This window comes from Pantoea pleuroti (genome assembly GCF_014156615.1).
Taxonomy (GTDB): Bacteria; Pseudomonadota; Gammaproteobacteria; order Enterobacterales; family Enterobacteriaceae; genus Pantoea; species Pantoea agglomerans.
Genome location: NZ_SBFD01000002.1, coordinates 16,833 through 33,665, shown reverse-complemented (window position 1 = coordinate 33,665; position 16,833 = coordinate 16,833). Strand labels below are relative to the sequence as shown.

Annotated in this window: 17 protein-coding genes and 1 pseudogene; 17 read left to right on the top strand and 1 reads right to left on the bottom strand. The window is 54.1% G+C overall.

The annotated features are described in order from the left end of the window. The first annotated feature begins 478 nt into the window (after nt 1-478). The 9 genes from EPG66_RS04120 to tssC all read left to right on the top strand — a co-directional run bounded on the left by EPG66_RS04120 (nt 479) and on the right by tssC (nt 11,700). Nucleotides 479-1,075, top strand: coding sequence for a hypothetical protein (locus tag EPG66_RS04120; RefSeq protein WP_069026096.1), 597 nt, complete (start codon nt 479-481; stop codon nt 1,073-1,075). A gap of 23 nt (nt 1,076-1,098) precedes the next feature. Then, nucleotides 1,099-1,593, top strand: a complete 495-nt coding sequence (tssJ, locus tag EPG66_RS04115; protein ID WP_031592951.1) for a type VI secretion system lipoprotein TssJ — start codon at nt 1,099-1,101, stop codon at nt 1,591-1,593. A gap of 5 nt (nt 1,594-1,598) precedes the next feature. After that, on the top strand, nt 1,599-2,942 hold the full coding sequence (tssK, locus tag EPG66_RS04110) for a type VI secretion system baseplate subunit TssK (RefSeq protein ID WP_182686418.1): 1,344 nt from the start codon (nt 1,599-1,601) through the stop codon (nt 2,940-2,942). A 14-nt stretch (nt 2,943-2,956) separates the two neighbouring features. Continuing rightward, nucleotides 2,957-4,195, top strand: coding sequence for a DotU family type VI secretion system protein (locus EPG66_RS04105; RefSeq protein WP_182686061.1), 1,239 nt, complete (start codon nt 2,957-2,959; stop codon nt 4,193-4,195). 3 nt (nt 4,196-4,198) lie between these two features. Continuing rightward, nucleotides 4,199-7,828: a type VI secretion system membrane subunit TssM gene (gene tssM / locus EPG66_RS04100; protein ID WP_182686059.1), complete on the top strand. Its 3,630-nt coding sequence runs from the start codon at nt 4,199-4,201 to the stop codon at nt 7,826-7,828. Between the two features lie 14 nt (nt 7,829-7,842). Then, on the top strand, nt 7,843-8,559 hold the full coding sequence (gene tagF / locus EPG66_RS04095) for a type VI secretion system-associated protein TagF (protein ID WP_010246121.1): 717 nt from the start codon (nt 7,843-7,845) through the stop codon (nt 8,557-8,559). Between the two features lie 16 nt (nt 8,560-8,575). Then, nucleotides 8,576-9,589, top strand: coding sequence for a type VI secretion system protein TssA (tssA, locus tag EPG66_RS04090; RefSeq protein ID WP_182686409.1), 1,014 nt, complete (start codon nt 8,576-8,578; stop codon nt 9,587-9,589). Nucleotides 9,590-9,670: 81 nt separating this feature from the next. Then, entirely contained in the window at nt 9,671-10,204 is a 534-nt protein-coding gene (gene tssB / locus EPG66_RS04085) for a type VI secretion system contractile sheath small subunit (RefSeq protein WP_010246114.1), read from the top strand. Continuing rightward, complete coding sequence (gene tssC, locus EPG66_RS04080; RefSeq protein WP_010246111.1) at nt 10,201-11,700, top strand: type VI secretion system contractile sheath large subunit; 1,500 nt, start codon at nt 10,201-10,203, stop codon at nt 11,698-11,700. The genes tssB and tssC overlap by 4 nt, the downstream gene beginning before the upstream one ends. Nucleotides 11,701-12,037: 337 nt before the next feature. On the opposite strand, the gene EPG66_RS04075 is transcribed toward tssC, so the two are convergent. After that, nucleotides 12,038-12,256: a hypothetical protein gene (locus EPG66_RS04075; protein ID WP_031592955.1), complete on the bottom strand. Its 219-nt coding sequence runs from the start codon at nt 12,254-12,256 to the stop codon at nt 12,038-12,040. A gap of 323 nt (nt 12,257-12,579) precedes the next feature. On the opposite strand from EPG66_RS04075, the gene EPG66_RS04070 reads away from it, so the two are divergent. The 8 genes and pseudogenes from EPG66_RS04070 to EPG66_RS04040 all read left to right on the top strand — a co-directional run bounded on the left by EPG66_RS04070 (nt 12,580) and on the right by EPG66_RS04040 (nt 16,505). Continuing rightward, on the top strand, nt 12,580-13,062 hold the full coding sequence (locus EPG66_RS04070; protein WP_031592956.1) for an Hcp family type VI secretion system effector: 483 nt from the start codon (nt 12,580-12,582) through the stop codon (nt 13,060-13,062). 101 nt (nt 13,063-13,163) lie between these two features. Further along, on the top strand, nt 13,164-14,156 hold the full coding sequence (locus EPG66_RS04065) for a hypothetical protein (protein WP_064704484.1): 993 nt from the start codon (nt 13,164-13,166) through the stop codon (nt 14,154-14,156). Then, nucleotides 14,153-14,566 (top strand): hypothetical protein, encoded by a 414-nt coding sequence (locus EPG66_RS04060; RefSeq protein WP_182686056.1) that lies wholly within the window; start codon nt 14,153-14,155, stop codon nt 14,564-14,566. The genes EPG66_RS04065 and EPG66_RS04060 overlap by 4 nt, the downstream gene beginning before the upstream one ends. Before the next feature lie 21 nt (nt 14,567-14,587). Continuing rightward, a pseudogene (locus tag EPG66_RS22960) lies at nt 14,588-14,725 on the top strand (hypothetical protein); the annotation flags it as partial. Next, the gene (locus tag EPG66_RS04055) at nt 14,722-15,081 is read left to right on the top strand and encodes a T6SS amidase immunity protein Tai4 family protein (RefSeq protein WP_182686054.1); all 360 of its coding nucleotides are present in this window, start codon (nt 14,722-14,724) and stop codon (nt 15,079-15,081) included. The pseudogene EPG66_RS22960 and the gene EPG66_RS04055, both read left to right, overlap by 4 nt. 149 nt (nt 15,082-15,230) lie before the next feature. Next, nucleotides 15,231-15,605: a hypothetical protein gene (locus EPG66_RS04050; RefSeq protein WP_137228652.1), complete on the top strand. Its 375-nt coding sequence runs from the start codon at nt 15,231-15,233 to the stop codon at nt 15,603-15,605. Between the two features lie 79 nt (nt 15,606-15,684). Continuing rightward, a complete protein-coding gene (locus EPG66_RS04045) occupies nt 15,685-16,083 on the top strand; it encodes a lysozyme inhibitor LprI family protein (protein ID WP_182686052.1) in 399 nt (132 codons plus the stop codon). 41 nt (nt 16,084-16,124) lie between these two features. Further along, on the top strand, nt 16,125-16,505 hold the full coding sequence (locus EPG66_RS04040; RefSeq protein WP_246379167.1) for a lysozyme inhibitor LprI family protein: 381 nt from the start codon (nt 16,125-16,127) through the stop codon (nt 16,503-16,505). The last annotated feature ends 328 nt before the right edge of the window (nt 16,506-16,833 follow it).

The following is a 16,833-nucleotide window of genomic DNA, read 5'->3' as shown; positions in this document are numbered from 1 at the left end:
TTCATACCCACGGGCAGGATATACCTGGCTCGTGCGGTAGCTATGAACTTATACACATCTTGTAACTTACTGAATGTGATCGTGAAATCAGGAAAATCAGCCTGTGCGCTGAGGTTTTTCCTTTTGTCAGCGAATAGCGTCACAACTGTAAATCTGAGTCAATATGTCAGTTTTTCGGCCAGGGATGGCATAAGTAAAGCTTGGGTTTTGCCTTCCTCATCCAATCTGACGGAAAAAAATAGATCATGTTTCTGATCATTTATTGCCAGCTCAGATTTCTCCCTGCGCCCGTCCCGGTCGCCAGAGTTGCTTTTTAATAGTTAAAGTTAGTTGATCTGTTAAAGTGCCACGCCATGGCACTTTAACGCTATTTGCTTAAGATTTTTCTTTTAGGCTGGCACTAAGTGGCGCTCTTTCAGCACCACATCCCCGATTTTCATTACTGACAACCGGCCTCTGGCCACTCTCCAGGATATGAATGGAACACAACATGAAAAAAATGGTGAAGCTCCGTATTGCGTTAGGCCTGATGTTTGTTTTTTCTGTCGCGGGTTGTAAAACGCCGCCAAAAATGACGGATGACACGCTGGTCACCAGCACCGTGGATGGCGTGGTGATCAGTCACCGTTATGCGGTTAAACCGCCTGCGCAGTTCAGCCCGGTCAATGAAACCTACCGTGCGCTCTATCCCGCTTCGGTGATGAGCCATCCGAGTTTTGGCGGCAAGGTGGTGGAGACGCTGAAAACCGGCGAAAGCTACACCGTAATTGGTCAGGTAGAGAACAACTGGCTGGCGCTGGGTGAACCCGCTCAGGCGTCAGCAGAACCTGAACCGGGTAAAGCCAGCAGTGCCGTTAAAGAGACAGCACCCTCCGCAGCGCCGCAGGCAACCGTTCAGCTGACCGGCTATGTGCCGTTTCGCGCCGTGGTGAAAAGCGAGCTTTACGATCAGACGATTAAGGCTGACCAGCCGAAGCGCCGGGTGCGCAGCAGCAAGAAGAAAACCTGTGTTGCGGTAAACGGTGACAGCACCGCCTGCCAGAACAGCACTAACGGAACCTGGATTATTAACTAATCGCACTAAGCAGGGAGGGCGGGATGATGACAACAACGCAATGGCGTGGGGCGCTGATAGTGCTGCTGACGTGGCTGATGACAGCGTGCAGCAGCACTCCACAGCCCGTTGCCTGGTACAACCTGGACGTTCAGGCGCAAAACCAGGTTAACGGCGGTGCGCCGCTGAAAGTCCGGGTGGTATTACTGACCTCCGATGCGGAGTTTATGTCGGCTGACTTCTACTCCCTGCAAAACCCGTCCGCTAATGCGCTGGGTAATGCGCAACTCAATACGCAACAGTTCTTCCTGACTTCCACTCAGCCCCACAAAACGCTGCGGATTAAGAGTCTGCCCGAGGCGCGCTTCATCGGCATCATGGCGGAATATCAGGCGCTGGATGGCAAGGTCTGGCGACTGTCGCTGCCGGTTCCCGAAGGCGAATCACCCTCATTCTGGGCGTTCTGGAAGCGTGACGATGGTGAGCTGAATGCGCGCATCGTGGCGGGGATTAACGGCCTTCGCGTGGAAAAACAGTGATGTCTATGAACAGAGCCGAAAAGGTGGTCTGGACCGAGGGGATGTTTCTGCGTCCTCACCATTTCCAGCAGTCAGAAAATTATCTTCTCAGCACCCTGCGTGAGTGGGGCCAGTCGCAGCGCGCCTATACCTGGGGTTTTTACGATATTGAGTTCGATGAAGCGCTGCTGCGCCAGGGGAAACTGGCGCTGAGCGCCGCCAGCGGCTGTCTGCCTGACGGCACGTTTTTTGCCTTCAGCCAGCCACAGCACGGTCCGGCCCCGCTTGATCTGCCTGCCTCCGTTGACCGCAGCAAAGTGGTGCTGGCCATTCCGGCACGCCGCAATGGCCGAGAAGCGGTGGCCTTTCAGGAGTCGCAGGATTCTCTGGCGCGCTACCTGGCCTGGGAAGCGGAAGTGGAAGATGACAATGCCCAGGCCGTGGGTGGCGCCACGGTGCAGTTCGGCAAACTGCGTCTGCGGCTGATGCTGGAACAGGATCTGACCGCCGAGTGGACCGCCATGGGCGTGGCTCAGGTGATTGAAAAACGCAGCGATAACCATATCCGGCTCGACAGCGACTACATCCCGCCGATGCTGACGCTTAACAGCAGCCGTCCGCTGCAAAACATGTTTAACGATCTGCACGGGCTGATCCAGCAACGCAGCCAGCAGTTGAGTCAGCGTGCGCCGGGCACCGGTCGTTTCAACAGCGCGGATATGGTCGATTTTATGCTGCTGGCGCTGCTCAATCGTCAGCTTGGCCTGCACACTCATCTGCAACATCTGCCGCTGCTGCATCCTGAAACGCTCTACAGCCACTTGCTGCAACTGGCGGCGGAGCTCAGTACCTGGACGCCATCCCGCGCGCCCGATGGTCTGCCGCTCTACGATCATGACGATCTGCACAGCTGTTTTACCCGTCTGTCACTGCTGCTGCGTCAGGGGCTGTCCCAGGTGATGGAAGAGAGCGCGATTCAGCTGCCGCTGATTCAGCGCTCGCACGGTCTTAACGTCGCGACCGTGCCGGAGAGCAGTATGGTGCATGAGTTTGGCTTTGTGCTGGCGGTGAAAGCCAGCGTGCCAGCCGACACCCTCAAAACCCACTTCCCGGCGCAGATGAAAGTCGCCCCGGTCAGCAAAATTCGCGATCTGGTGCAGTTGCAGTTGCCCGGTCTGGCACTTCGGGCCATGCCCGGCGCGCCGCCGCAGATCCCGTGGCATGCCGGATACAGCTATTTCGAACTGGATAAGAACAGCGAGCTATGGAAAGAGATGGAGCGCTCGGGCGCTTTTGCGCTGCATCTTGCCGGTGAGTTTCCAGGTCTGAACATGGAGTTCTGGGCCATTCGTAGTCAGTCAGAATCATAAACTGAGCACGCAGCATGATGCAGGAACAACAAAAATCACACAGCGATCTTGCGCCGGAGGCCAGCCATCAGAATGTGCTGGTCGCGGCGGCCAATCCCCTGATTAACGCCATTCCTCAGATCCGTCACTCGGTATCACATGAAGATCCGGCACAGTTGCGTCACCAGCTGATCGATCAGATTCGGCGCTTCGAGCTGAGCTGCCAGCAGTCAGGCCTGGGCTATGAAGTGATCATCGGCGCGCGATACTGTCTCTGTACCGCGCTGGATGAGGCGGCGGCGCTGACGCCGTGGGGCAGCCGCGGCGTCTGGACCAGCAATGGTCTGCTGGTCACCTTTCACAATGAAACCTGGGGCGGCGAAAAGTTTTTTCAGCTGCTGGCTAAGCTGTCGCAGAACCCCAGACGCCACATTCTGATGCTGGAGTTGATCTACTTCTGCCTGCTGCTGGGGTTCGAAGGACGCTACCGGGTGCTGGACAACGGTCGCTCGCAGCTGGAGACCATCAAACAGCGCCTGCTGCAGATGATCAAAAGCGTGCGTGGCAATTATGCAGCAGCGCTGTCTCCGCATCCCACCGATCAGCCGGTCCTGCGCAAATTGTGGCGACCAATGATCCCGCTGTGGGCCTGTGCGGCGGTGGCGGGGCTGGCGGCCTGTCTGTTCTACATCGTGCTCAACTGGCGTCTCGGCGATTACACCTCGCCGGTACTGGCCCGTATCTATCAGACGGCGCTGCCGGAAGTGAAGATTGGCAACCCTGCGCCACCACCGCCCGCCACGCTGAACCTGCGCGCTTTCCTGAAACCGGAAATTGATGCCGGGCTGGTAGCGGTGCGTGACGAAGCGGACCGCAGCGTGGTGACGCTGAAAGGGGACGGACTGTTTGCCTCGGCGGCCACCGAAGTACGTGGACGTTACACCGACGTAATCCAGCGCATCGCTGCCGCCATGAACAATGTCAGCGGCCAGATTCAGGTGATTGGCTACAGCGATAACGTGCCGATCCGCAGTGCCCGCTTCGCCTCCAACTTTGAGCTTTCGCTGGCGCGTGCCCGGTCAGTACAGACCCTGTTGCAACAGCAACTGGCGCAGCCGTCACGGGTGAAAGCGGAAGGACGCGGTGAAAGCAATCCGCTGGTGCCTAATAACAGCGCAGAAAATCGCGCACGTAACCGTCGTGTTGAAATTACCCTGCTGGTGGCGCCGGATGCGACGCATGCCGAACTCAACGGCCTGGCGAGAGGGAACTGATCCATGCTGAATATTCTGTTTGCGGTGCTGACCAGCCGCCTCGCGTGGGGCTTTGTCGGCATTACCGCGCTCTCTTTTATCATCTGGGTGATTGGCCCGGTGTTCTCAATCGTCGATTCGCGCCCGCTTGAGCCGGAGCAGAACCGCATTATCAGTATCGCGCTGCTCTATCTGGTGTGGGGCCTGGGCCAGGCGATTCCGCGGCTCTACAACATCTGGCTCAATCGCAAGCTGATGTCGAGCCTTGAAACCGGCAAAAGCGATACGCCGGAAGCCGATCGTCAGCGTCTGACCAGTGAAGAGCAGGTGCTGGCAGGGCGTTTCTCCGAAGCCACTGACATGCTGAAAAAGGCGCACTTCCAGCGCCACAGCAGCAAGGGCACGCCGTTCTGGGCACAGCGCTTTGGCCGTCAGTATCTCTATCAGCTGCCGTGGTACATGATCATCGGCGCGCCCGGTGCCGGTAAAACCACCGCGCTGGTCAACTCGGGCCTGCAGTTTCCGCTGGCAGATAAGTTCGGCAAGTCGGCGCTGCGCGGCATTGGCGGCACCCGCAACTGCGACTGGTGGTTCACCAATGAAGCGGTGCTGCTCGATACCGCCGGGCGCTACAGCACCCAGGAGAGTCAGCAGGAGCGTGATGCCAGCGAATGGCATCATTTTCTCGACCTGCTGCGTAAATATCGCGGACGTCAGCCGATCAACGGCGTCATCGTCACGCTGAGCGTTTCCGATCTGCTGTCGCAGTCGCCCGAGGCGCTGCGTAATCAGGCGCTGGCACTGCGTCAGCGGCTGATGGAGTTGCACGATCGCCTTGGCATCCGTTTCCCGGTCTATGTGCTGGTCACCAAAGCGGACTTGCTCAAAGGCTTCCGCAGCTACTTTGCCTCGCTGGATAAAGCGCAGCGTGAACAAATCTGGGGATTCACTTTTCCCTGGGCGAAAGCGTCAGCCGCCGATTTTGAGCTTAACAACCAGTTCCAGCAGGAATATTCCCTGCTGCAACAGCGTCTGGATGCCGGACTGGCCGATCGGCTGCTGACGGAAAGCGATGCGCAGGCGCGGGCTGAGAGCTACCTCTTCCCGCAGGAGTTTGCGGCGCTGCGGCCGTTGCTGGCAGACGCGCTCGACACACTGTTTGCCCGCTCCGATTTTGAAACCCAGTTCGCGCCGCGCGGTATCTACTTTGCCAGCGGCACCCAGGAGGGACTGCCGTTTGACCGGGTGATGGGCGAGCTGAACCGCGCACTGAATCTGCCGGGGCAACAGGCTGGCGAGTCAGGAAGCTGGGATAAGGTCGATAAAGAGTCGCCCATCCCGCAGAACAAAGGGCAGAGCTTCTTCCTGAAAGGGGTACTGGAAAATGTGATTTTCCAGGAGTCCGGTCTGGCGGGCAGCAACCGCTGGTGGGAGCTGCGCAACCGCGCCGGACTCTGGTCGGGCTATCTGGCGCTGCTGCTGATATTGCTGGTGGCCGGGGCGCTGTGGCTCACCAGCTACAGTAAAAACAAAGCCTATCTGCAGGAGATGGCCGCTAAAGCGCCTCAGGTTGAACAACTGGGCGATCAGCTTCAGCAGCAGGTCAATGGCGATCTCTTTGCGCTGGTGCCTTATCTCAACACTCTGTTGCACCTGCCGGAGAGCGCCGACTTCTCTCTGGAAGCACCGCCGCTGACGCGCCGCATGGGGCTTTATCGCGGCACCGAGGTCAGCGATGCCACCCGTGCGCTCTACGACAAGGCACTGAAACAGCTGCTGTTGCCACAGGTGGCGCAGAACATCACCCGCTGGTTACGCAATGACAACGGCAGTGATGCTGACTACAGCTACGAAGCGCTGAAGGCGTATCAGATGCTCTATCAGCCAAAGCACTACGATGGCAAATTCCTGCAGACATGGCTGATGCTCAACCTGTCACGCGAACTGCCGCAGAACGTCACTCAGCAGCAGGTGAAACAGCTGGCGTGGCACCTGCAACAGTTGCTGGAGACGCAGATTCACTCGTCGCCGTATGCGAAGGATGAAGCGCTGGTAAAGCGCGAGCAGGCGCTGATTAATCAAATGCCGCTGTCACAGCGCGTCTATGGACGGCTGAAGCGCCTGCTGCAACGTGATGACAGCCTGCAGCCAGTGACGCTGGCGGCGCTGGGTGGCCCCCAGAGCGAGCTGGTGTTTTCCCGCAAAAGCGGTAAATCGGTCAATGATGGTGTGGCGGGTCTCTATACGCCGGATGGCTACTGGCAGCACGTGGATAGGCAGATTGCCCCGGTGACCCAGGCGTTATATCAGGATGATCTCTGGGTGCTGGGCGGCGCGGCGCCGCAGCAGAAAAGTGAGCAGACGGATCTTGCGGTGCGCCAGCTCTACGTGCAGGACTATATCCGGCAGTGGGAGCAGTTCCTCAGCGACATTCAGCTCAACAGCAGCGCCGATCTGTCGCAACGCATCAACACTGCCCGTTTGCTGTCGGGCAACCATTCGCCGCTGCGCCAGCTGGTGATCAACCTCGGTGGTCTGCTGACGCTGAACCGGGCGCAGCCGGATGAGAAAACCGCGCAGGCAGCAAAGCCGTCGGATAACAGCGCTACCCGCACCCTTGAAGCGCTGTTTACCTCTCCCGAGGCCAGTGCCGCGCGCGGACAGGCTGCCACCCAGGCATCACCGGAGCAGGCCGTCGCGCTGCACTTTGCGCCGGTTCTGGAGCTGGCCCAGCCGCTGCAGCAGGGCAGCAAGGTGCTGGCGGTGGATGACTTCCTGCATCAGATTGATGATCTCTATCGCTACCTTACCGCCGTGCAGGATGCGGCGAACAGCGGGATGCCGCCACCGGCCAGCGATGCCATCAGTCGTCTGCAGGCCAGTGCCGGCCGTCTGCCGGGTTCATTGCAGAACATGGTTTCCAGCATGGCGGTGGGTGCCAGCAGCGACGCACAGCGCCGCGATATGGATAACGTCCGCAAACGCATCACCATGGAAGTGGGCAGTTTCTGCCGCCAGGCGATCGCCGGTCGCTATCCGCTGGTTCGCTCTGCGCGCAGTGAGGTCACACCAGACGATCTGGCGCGGATGTTTGCACCCGGCAGCGGCATGATGGACAGCTTCTTCCGCGACAACCTGGCCAGCAAAGTCGACACCACCAACGCGGCGTGGCGCTTTACGCCGGGCATTGACGGTAAAACCCTGCCGGGAGGCGAAGCCCTGCTGCGGCCTTTCCAGCAGGCGCAGTCAATCCGCGATGCCTTCTTTGCAAACGGTGCGACCACGCCCGGCTTCCGCGTCACGCTGCGCACGGTAAAAATGGATAACGACATCCTTAACCTGACGCTGGATGTGGATGGGCAGATTTTACGCTACAGCCACGGACCGCAGGCGGTGCAGATGGTCAGCTGGCCCGGCCCCGGCGGCACCAGCCAGGTGCGGATGCAGTTGGGTCTGACCAACGGCACCACCTCCACGCTGGTCACCAGCGGTCCCTGGGCGCTCAATCGCTTCTTTGACCGCGCCCGGCTGACTGCGGCAGGCGGTCTGACCCGCGAAGCGAGTTTCAGCGTGGACGGTCATCAGGTCACGCTGTCGTTCACCCCTGGCAGCATTCGTAACCCGTTCCAGCTTCCCGGCTTTAGCTGCCCCTGAAACAGGACCCGACAATGACTCATTACGCTGCACCCTGCTGGTACGGCAAAGTGCCCAGCGCGGGCGACTTTGTGAAGCGCCGCTTCCCGGACGTGCTCTATCGCCAATGGTCCAGCTGGTTTCAGGTGGGCCTGCATCACTGGCAGAGCAGTCAGGAGAGTGATAACGCCCCGTCGCGCCCGTTCCTCAACGCGCCGGTCTGGAATTTTGTGGTGCCGCCGATGCTGGGCAGTCAGCTGATTCAGATGGGCTGCCTGATTGCCGCGCGTGACAGCGTGGGCCGTAACTACCCGCTCTGCGCGCTGCGCCACTTCACGCCCGCCGAGTGGTCGCCAGCCCTGCTGGCGCGCTCCGGCGAGTGGTATCAGCAGGTCGGCAATACGCTGCTGCGGGTGGTGCAGGGCGGCGGGTCACCGGAGCAGCTGGATCAGGCGCTGATCAGCATTCCTCAGCCGCAGCCGCCGCAGGAGTCGGACGAGACGTCAGACATTCTCAACGTCATCGGGCATGGCGATACCCCTTCGACGCTGAACTGGACACTGCCGGGCGAGAACTTCGACCCGCAGTTCTACACCAGTTTCTGGTGGACCAATCAAAGCGACGGTTTCCCGCTTTATACCCAGGTCCACAGCGGTAATTTTACCGCCCAGCTCTTTTCGTTGCTGTTTGATCCGGCCGGTGGGGCAAAGCCGGGACGAAACGGACTTTATCCCCCGATGTTTGAATCCTGAGGCGACACGCATGACGATGAATACAGAGGCTCTGCTGGCTCCGGTGAGCGAGGACAATCCCGGCGGCGATAACCTGGAGTATCACGCCGATTTTCAGGCGATGGAGCAGGCCAGCGCCGGTAAAGCGGAGCAGCAGTTCGGCAATACCATCATTCCGGCAGAACCGGCCGACTGGAACAGAGTTGAGAAGCTGGCGATAGCGCTGCTGGCGCGCAGCAAAGATTTACGGGTAATGCTGGCGCTGACCCACGCCTGGACCGAACTGAAAGGGCTGCCGGGCTATGCCCAGGGCCTGAAGCTGATTGAACAGGCGTTGTTGCTCTACTGGGAGCCGCTGTGGCCCCGGCTGGAGGAGTTTGGCGAGCAGGATCCTTTTTACCGCATTAATGCGCTGGCGTTGCTGGGTGACAAAACCGATCTGAGCGTCGCGGTGCGTCAGTGCTGGCTGCTGCGCTATCCCTCTGACGGCATCACGCTGCGCGATGCGGCCGCCCTGTGCGACGGCAGTAAAACCGAAGTCGCGGACTATCCTGGCGGCCTGCCGCGTCTGATCGACGAACTGGCGCGCGGCGATCAGCCCGGTATTGAGGCGGTGCTGCAGATTCATGAGCGGCTGCAGACCATCTGCGAAACCGTGACCGAACGGCTGGGGGAAGCCGCGGTACCGGAACTCACACAGCTGCGCAGACAGATTGCGCTGATCGCTGAACGTTGCCAGGCCACCGATCTCAATGCGCTGATCCCCACAGCCGCCGTGGAACAGCCCGCAGAAACCGCGGCATCGCCTGCACCGGCCAGCCCGCGCGCTGCCGCTGACTGGCGCACGGTGCAGATCAGTTCCCGCGCCGACGCGCAGCTGATGCTGGAGAAAGTGAAGCTCTACTTCACCCAGCATGAGCCGAGTCATCCGGCCCCGCTGATGATCGACCGTGTACAGCGCTTAATCGAGCGCGACTTTCTGGAGATAATCCGCGAACTGGCACCCGACGGCGTACATCAGCTGGAAACCATTTTCGGACGTCGCGATTAAGCAGGCGTGACGCACACACACTCAGCGGGACCTGCGCGCCTGCTGTGACACTTTATCCGCGCATCATGTATGGAGAAAACCATGGCAACAAGCAAATCCAGTGGGCAGAAGTTCATTGCCCGCAATCGCGCGCCTCGCGTTCAGATTGAGTATGACGTGGAAATTTATGGCGCGGAACGCAAAATCCAGCTCCCGTTTGTAATGGGCGTGCTGGCGGATCTGGTGGGTAAACCGCTGGAGCCACAGCCAGGCATTGATGACCGTAAATTCATGGAAATCGACATTGACAACTTCGATGAGCGCATGAAAGCACTGAAGCCGCGTGCCGCGTTCCAGGTAGACAATACCCTGAATGGCGAAGGCAAGCTGAACATCGATCTGACCTTTGACAGCATGGATGACTTTTCGCCGGACGCGGTGGCCCGCAACGTGGAGCCGCTGAGCAAGCTGCTGGAAGCGCGTACCCAGCTGGCTAACCTGCTGACCTATATGGATGGCAAAAATGGCGCAGAAGAGCTGATTGGTAAGGTGCTGCAGGATCCTACGCTGCTGCAGGCCCTGACCCATCTGCCAAAGCAGGATGAGGCCACTGAAGGTAAGGAGCCGCAGGCATGACGCAGACTTCACAACAACCGCAGTCGCAGGGCGCAGCCAGTTTCAGTCAGGATGAGTTCAGCGCGCTGCTGAATAAAGAGTTCCGGCCAAAAAGCGATCAGGCGCGTGCCGCGGTCGAAAGCGCGGTGAAAACCCTGGCGCAGCAGGCGCTGGAGAACACTGTTACTGTCTCCAGCGATGCCTATCGCACCATTCAGGCGCTGATCGCGGAGATCGACGAAAAGCTGTCGCAGCAGGTGAACCAGATTATTCACCATCCGGAGTTTCAGTCGCTGGAAAGCGCCTGGCGTGGCCTAAGCTATCTGGTGAACAACACTGAAACTGACGAGATGCTCAAAATCCGCTTTATGAGCATCTCCAAGCAGGAGCTGGGTCGCACCCTGAAGCGTTACAAGGGTGCCGGCTGGGATCAAAGCCCGCTGTTCAAGAAAATTTATGAGCAGGAGTATGGTCAGTTCGGTGGCGAGCCGTTTGGCTGCCTGGTGGGCGACTACTACTTCGACCACAGCCCGCAGGATGTTGAGCTGCTGGGTGAGATGGCGCGTATCGGCTCAGCCGCGCACTGTCCGTTTATCACCGGCACTGCGCCCGAAGTGATGCAGATGGAGTCCTGGCAGGAGCTGGCGAATCCACGCGATCTGACCAAAATCTTCCAGAACACCGAATATGCTGCCTGGCGCAGCCTGCGTGAGTCGGAAGATGCACGCTATCTGGGCCTGGTAATGCCGCGCTTCCTGGCGCGTCTGCCTTACGGCATCCGTACTAATCCGGTTGACAGCTTTGACTTTGAAGAGCAGACCGATGGTTCCGATCATGGCAACTATACGTGGAGCAATGCGGCTTACGCGATGGCCGCCAACATCAACCGCTCCTTCAAAGAGTATGGCTGGTGCACCGCAATCCGCGGCGTGGAGTCGGGCGGGGCAGTGGAAAATCTGCCGTGCCACACCTTCCCGAGCGATGACGGCGGCGTGGATATGAAGTGCCCGACCGAAATCGCCATCAGCGATCGTCGTGAAGCCGAACTGGCGAAAAATGGCTTTATGCCGCTGGTACATCGCAAAAACTCTGACTTCGCTGCCTTTATTGGTGCGCAGTCACTGCAGAAGCCGATGGAGTATCACGACGCCGATGCCACCGCCAATGCCCGTCTGGCCGCGCGTCTTCCTTACCTGTTCGCCTGCTGCCGTTTTGCGCACTACCTGAAGTGCATCGTGCGCGACAAGATCGGCTCCTTCCGTGAGCGTGATGAAATGGAACGCTGGCTGAACGACTGGGTGATGAACTATGTCGATGGCGATCCGGCTAACTCCTCGCAGGAGACCAAGTCACGCAAGCCGCTGGCGGCTGCCGAGGTGAATGTGGAAGAGCAGGAGGATAATCCTGGCTATTACTCCGCGAAATTCTTCCTGCGTCCGCACTACCAGCTGGAAGGGCTGACGGTTTCTCTGCGTCTGGTCTCTAAGCTGCCGTCGCTGAAAAATGACAATGCGTAAGGGCTGAAAGGGAGTCGTGATGCCGGGGATGACCTGGCATCATTCATCCTCTGAATTACAGGTTTATCAGGCGCGAAAGGTTTTTGCGCCTGATGGCTGACAGAAAGGTTGCTGAGATAAATGTCAGGGAGGAACAGGATGTTTAAAATCAGCTTTGCACCTGCTGCATTATCTGCTGGTTTTTATTTCTTCTCTTATTTTAATCACCTGTGCAGGTTATTAGCTTTTCTCACTGGAGTATTGTAGTGCGAGGAAAGATTGTTAACGCAGTTCTGGTTAATGTTTCTATGGATGGCGTCAATATCGCTTTATGCCGTAGCAGGAAAGTTGAAGCAAATTAATTAACCGGCTTTCTGCGCGCTATTTTAATTAAAATAAAAACAAAGGCCAGGCAGACAGCGGTAAAGAGAATTTTACCGGCAATGAGACCGGAAGAAGAGAGAGTAAATTCTTCATAGCGAGCAACCAGATATATCGAACCAATAATATCAGCGATGGCGTAAAGAGAGAGCAGCGACAACACGACTATCAGGAAAAGTGAGATGATCTTTTTCATGTTCATTCCTTCTGTGAACTTTTTAAGCGCCTGCCTACTATAAACTATCGGTCAGGATTATGTCTATGAAATGACCACCTGAAAGCGCGGGATGCAGCAGGGTATCAGGTTATCGATGTTGGCCTCGCCATGAAAAACGCATACTGATTTTTGCCTGGTTAAATAACTGGCAATACGACGTCTGAAATATGGTTTATGACGATATTTCAGAAGCAAGGCAAAGGTAAAATATGGACTGTTTTATTCAGCCCCATGCTTTTCTTTTTGCCATATCCTTGCTTTTTTTGAAAGCAATAATCTCAACCAATAAAGAGTGAAAGATAATGGCTATTGATATGTTTATGAAGGTTGACGGAGTCACCGGCGAGTCTAAAGACTCAAACCACTCTGGCTGGACTGATATCACCTCTTTCTCATGGGGTGCTTCTCAGCCAGGCAACATGTCTGTTGGCGGCGGCGGCGGTGCCGGTAAGGTTAACTTCAACGACCTGCACGTCAATGCACTGATCGACAAATCCACCACGGCGTTGCTGAAGAACTGCGCAAGCGGTAAACACCTCGCTAAAGTTGAACTCTCAATCTGTAAAGCGGGTGGCTCTCAGGTTGAGTATGCACGCATTACCCTGGAAGACGTTCTGGTGACCGCTGTGAATTACAATGGCTCTGACAACGGCGATACCCTGGGAATGACTTACTCCTTCCAGGCTTCTAAAGTGAAGCAGCAGTACTGGGAGCAGAGTTCTTCCGGCGGCAAAGGCGCAGAGAGCAGCGCCGGCTGGGACATCAAAGGCAACAAAGAAGCGTAATAAAATACGCCTCCGAACAGGGGGCGTATTTTCATGAACATCGAACAATATGGATGCAGTAGTTATACGTTTCAATGATTTAATTGTAAAAGGAGGTTGTTATGGCTGAAAGAAATCCAATTGAGCCTGGGTTTTGCGTTGTCCAGCGTCCGGGAAGACTGACTGAGCAGGCAATGTGGCTCTATGGCACGCGCAATATGTCTGCCGCAGACTACTTTTTGCAATTAAATGCCGATGTTGCATGGGCTAAACCAGGTCAGATTTTGATAGTTGCCGATCCGAATGGTAACAATCATCCTGCAGCCATGCGCACTCTGGAAGAGGCTAAATCCAGAACCAATAATAGTGTCACTCATTTGACCGTTGATGAGGCTGATTTCTTCAACCGCCATTATGCTTCCATTGCTGCCATTACCAATTTTATGGATAAAGCCTCAGGTCTTATAGGCGATGCGGGAGAAAAATATTTTAACGAAATTGGCAAGAAACTCGTTGCTATTGAAACCGCCTACCGTAACCAATACCTGACATCAGGAACATTGTTTGGGCAACAGTTTTTTATCGAGCGGAAACGCCTGTTTGATGAACTTGAAGTGTTACTGAATCGCCTATCCCGATTTATGTTGAATTTGCGCCCCTATGAGAAGATTAAGCATGCATTAAACCTTTCCAGCTCCTCTATTATTCATGACTGGCAAACTGCTGGGACTGGAGTAATACGCGGTTATTCAACCTATGTAGATGGTGCAGCCAAGGCAGCGAAATTTATGAAAATGGGTGGGCTGGTATCCATCGGGTTCGGTGCTGCAAATACTTCTAATGACGTTTATCAAGCTTGTACTGTAGACCGGCAGAATGAATGTGTTAAAGTTGCCGTAACTAAGTATGCTCAATTTGCCAGTAGCACCGCTGCAAGTATCTATGGTGGTACGTTAGGATCTGCTTTGGGGCCGGGAATTTGTCTTGCTGTAGGGGTAGGAACTGGTCCCGTAGGCTATCTGACCTGCAGTCTGGTCGGGGCAGCTGTAGGGGGATATATTTCTGGTGAAATTGCCAGCTGGTTTACGGGATTAACAATGGATAAAATTTTATGACTTGGCCAAGCATTTTGATCTCTGTTTCGGTGATTTCATTCCTGATTTCAATTGTTTTGCAATTCATTGGCTACATAATATTCAGAAAAAACGCTCAAAATTTTGAATCATTAATTAGCGAGTTCCGTAAAAGAAGATTGGATCTTGATTTCAGCACTCAGGTTAGTTCCTTTTTAAGCCCATCGTTCCATCCTGTAAAAATTTCCTGGTTTGCACGCTTATATAAAGGTGTAAAACTTCAGCGTAGAGGTAACGAAAGCGTTAGTCAGGAAACTTATGATTTTATTCAATCGTTACCTGAAAAAGAAATTGGCTGGCTAATACGCCTTCATACTTTAAATATGGTGACTGCGGTAATGATGATTGGCGGAGGCTTAGGTTTTATTATCTGGCGTCATTTTTATAAGTAATATATGCTTAACTATGATCATGGAAATAGCTGCAGCAATGCCCGTGGGCACGTGACACTCTGGAACGGCAATATCTGCTCTGATACCTGTCACTTCCTGGGTGGCGCAGAAAATGGTAGTTTTGTTCCTGATGTTGCCTCCTTGTGGATACTGAAATGAAAAAATTCCTGATGTTATTTGCTCTGACTTTATCTCCTGCGGCGCTGGCGATAACGCCACCGGTGCCAGACTCCTTTAAGCAACCACAAATTTTCAGCAACTGGCTTCTGAACCGTTGTGCAGGAAAAGCTTCGACTGACAAGGCTTTCACCGATGATGCATTTAAAAGCGCGTCAGCCTGGTTAGAGGTAAGTCATCTCCCTGTTGAAGCATTCAGTGATGGTGATAAGTTAATTAATGCGTATCTGAAGATGAACCTGAATGGCTCGGTCACAGGAAACTTCAATATGATGAAATGCACGTTGCTTTCGCAAAGTCAGGATGCCGAGGCGCTCTACAATAAGTATAAGAAATAGCGTTTATTTTTAGGAGAATTAAAAGTCGATGCAGCGCTAAACATCAGCAGCGAATTTTCAAAAGAGAATATGTTTAGTTAAATGAAGCCGATAATTAAACCTGAAGTTGAGCAGTGTAATGTAAATTACTCTTATACGGAACTTGCCACATGATGAAGAAAGTAAGTCATTTGATTATGATAGTGCTTATAGTTTCACCTTCATTTGCTTTGGCGAAGTCAGTTTCACACTTTGAAGGAAAAATATTCAAAGCGGATATTGAATATGGTTGTGATGAAGGAAACGTCACCTGTGATGACGTTTCGCTTAAGTCAACCAGAGTAAAAGACAATTCATCGATATTTCTTAAAGGTGAAACGATAAATTCAAATTGTCCTGACGTCTGCGACTTCCGGGGTTATCGCTTTACTAACGGCCAGTATGATTATTCGTTTTATCCAAGCCAGAAGGGCAACGGTCTCTGGGATTATATCGTAACCTTTAAAAGTAAAGTTATTGCTCAGGATCTTGGGGTGATTAAATAACATCGTTTATAAAAATCCTGGCATATTAAGTCTGCACTTGTTCTCAGGCATAGGTGTGTTATTACAGGTGAAGTTTTTAATGAGAACCTATTTTTCTTTGTTGCTGTGTGCCACAGTTTTTTATGTTTCCCCCGTCTACGCAACCAGTGATTGTTCAAGCGGCAATAATGACCAGGAAGTTTATACCTGCACCCAGAAAAACAGGAACGAAACTGAGCTTGATTTAAATAAAGAATATAAGCTAGCTAAGACCAGAGTTGAAACGCTTTTTAAAGGTGACAGTAAAGAGTTAAGCCAGTATATGGATGCGTTGACTGAAGCTCAACGAGCCTGGCTGAAGTATAGAGAGAATGATTGTAAACTGGCTTCTTATGCTGCAGATAAGGGAAGTGATTTAAGTAACGCTAATATTAATATGTGTACTTCTGAACTTAGCGAGAAAAGAATTAAAAAACTTAAGTTAATTCCTTATCATTGATGGTACAGACTGCTGAGAAAAATATGAAGAGACTACATAAGTTGGCTTTAATCGCTGTGTCTCTTGGCATCAGCGCTTCAGCGCTCGCTAAGGAACCTTGTGCAAAACAGCCTTCAGACGGTGCGCTATTTCAGTGTACTGTTCAGCAGAAGAAGCTGGCGGAAGATGACCTCAACAAAGAGTACCAGACGGCTAAAAAACGCATTGTTCAGATGTACGGCACGCAGAAAAAACTGGCTGATGACTATGTCGCCACGCTGGTGGATACTCAGCGCAGCTGGCTCAGGTATCGTGACGGTCAGTGCAAACTGGAAGCCTTTGCCGCTGAAGATGGCAGCAATGCGAATGCGGTTGCCACCAACCTCTGTGTGATCCGCATCGACAAAGAACGCACTGCTATTCTGAAGCAACTGCCTTACTGATTATGTCGTCGTGCTCAGGGTTTACAGGCTGGGCACGACATTCTTTATGAATATCACTCTCTGCATTACGCTTTGATCCCGTTTTATCAATGCCGGTAAGTAATTCTGTATAAATGATATTTCAGCAGAGTAGGCTCTGGTGATTGTAATGCAATCATCTTTGCAACTATTTTAATGTTTACCCTGCATGTTAATTAAAAATAAGCCGTTAACGCAGCTTCATCTTCTTAAATAAATATAATTTCTCTCTATTTAAATAATTGAATTGATCCAGTGGCAGAGTATTTAAAAAACAACTCTCAAAATTAAAACCTCCCGCTCTCTATAC

What these genes read in the sequence shown, in the direction of transcription:
- EPG66_RS04075 (WP_031592955.1), bottom strand. Translation starts at nt 12,256, where the DNA reads ATGAAAAAGATCATCTCACTTTTCCTGATAGTCGTGTTGTCGCTGCTC.
- tssC (WP_010246111.1), top strand. Translation starts at nt 10,201, where the DNA reads ATGACGCAGACTTCACAACAACCGCAGTCGCAGGGCGCAGCCAGTTTC.
- EPG66_RS04070 (WP_031592956.1), top strand. Translation starts at nt 12,580, where the DNA reads ATGGCTATTGATATGTTTATGAAGGTTGACGGAGTCACCGGCGAGTCT.
- EPG66_RS04045 (WP_182686052.1), top strand. Translation starts at nt 15,685, where the DNA reads ATGAGAACCTATTTTTCTTTGTTGCTGTGTGCCACAGTTTTTTATGTT.
- tagF (WP_010246121.1), top strand. Translation starts at nt 7,843, where the DNA reads ATGACTCATTACGCTGCACCCTGCTGGTACGGCAAAGTGCCCAGCGCG.
- tssJ (WP_031592951.1), top strand. Translation starts at nt 1,099, where the DNA reads ATGATGACAACAACGCAATGGCGTGGGGCGCTGATAGTGCTGCTGACG.
- tssM (WP_182686059.1), top strand. Translation starts at nt 4,199, where the DNA reads ATGCTGAATATTCTGTTTGCGGTGCTGACCAGCCGCCTCGCGTGGGGC.
- EPG66_RS04060 (WP_182686056.1), top strand. Translation starts at nt 14,153, where the DNA reads ATGACTTGGCCAAGCATTTTGATCTCTGTTTCGGTGATTTCATTCCTG.
- EPG66_RS04105 (WP_182686061.1), top strand. Translation starts at nt 2,957, where the DNA reads ATGATGCAGGAACAACAAAAATCACACAGCGATCTTGCGCCGGAGGCC.
- tssK (WP_182686418.1), top strand. Translation starts at nt 1,599, where the DNA reads ATGAACAGAGCCGAAAAGGTGGTCTGGACCGAGGGGATGTTTCTGCGT.
- EPG66_RS04065 (WP_064704484.1), top strand. Translation starts at nt 13,164, where the DNA reads ATGGCTGAAAGAAATCCAATTGAGCCTGGGTTTTGCGTTGTCCAGCGT.
- EPG66_RS04120 (WP_069026096.1), top strand. Translation starts at nt 479, where the DNA reads ATGGAACACAACATGAAAAAAATGGTGAAGCTCCGTATTGCGTTAGGC.
- tssA (WP_182686409.1), top strand. Translation starts at nt 8,576, where the DNA reads ATGAATACAGAGGCTCTGCTGGCTCCGGTGAGCGAGGACAATCCCGGC.
- EPG66_RS04050 (WP_137228652.1), top strand. Translation starts at nt 15,231, where the DNA reads ATGATGAAGAAAGTAAGTCATTTGATTATGATAGTGCTTATAGTTTCA.
- tssB (WP_010246114.1), top strand. Translation starts at nt 9,671, where the DNA reads ATGGCAACAAGCAAATCCAGTGGGCAGAAGTTCATTGCCCGCAATCGC.
- EPG66_RS04055 (WP_182686054.1), top strand. Translation starts at nt 14,722, where the DNA reads ATGAAAAAATTCCTGATGTTATTTGCTCTGACTTTATCTCCTGCGGCG.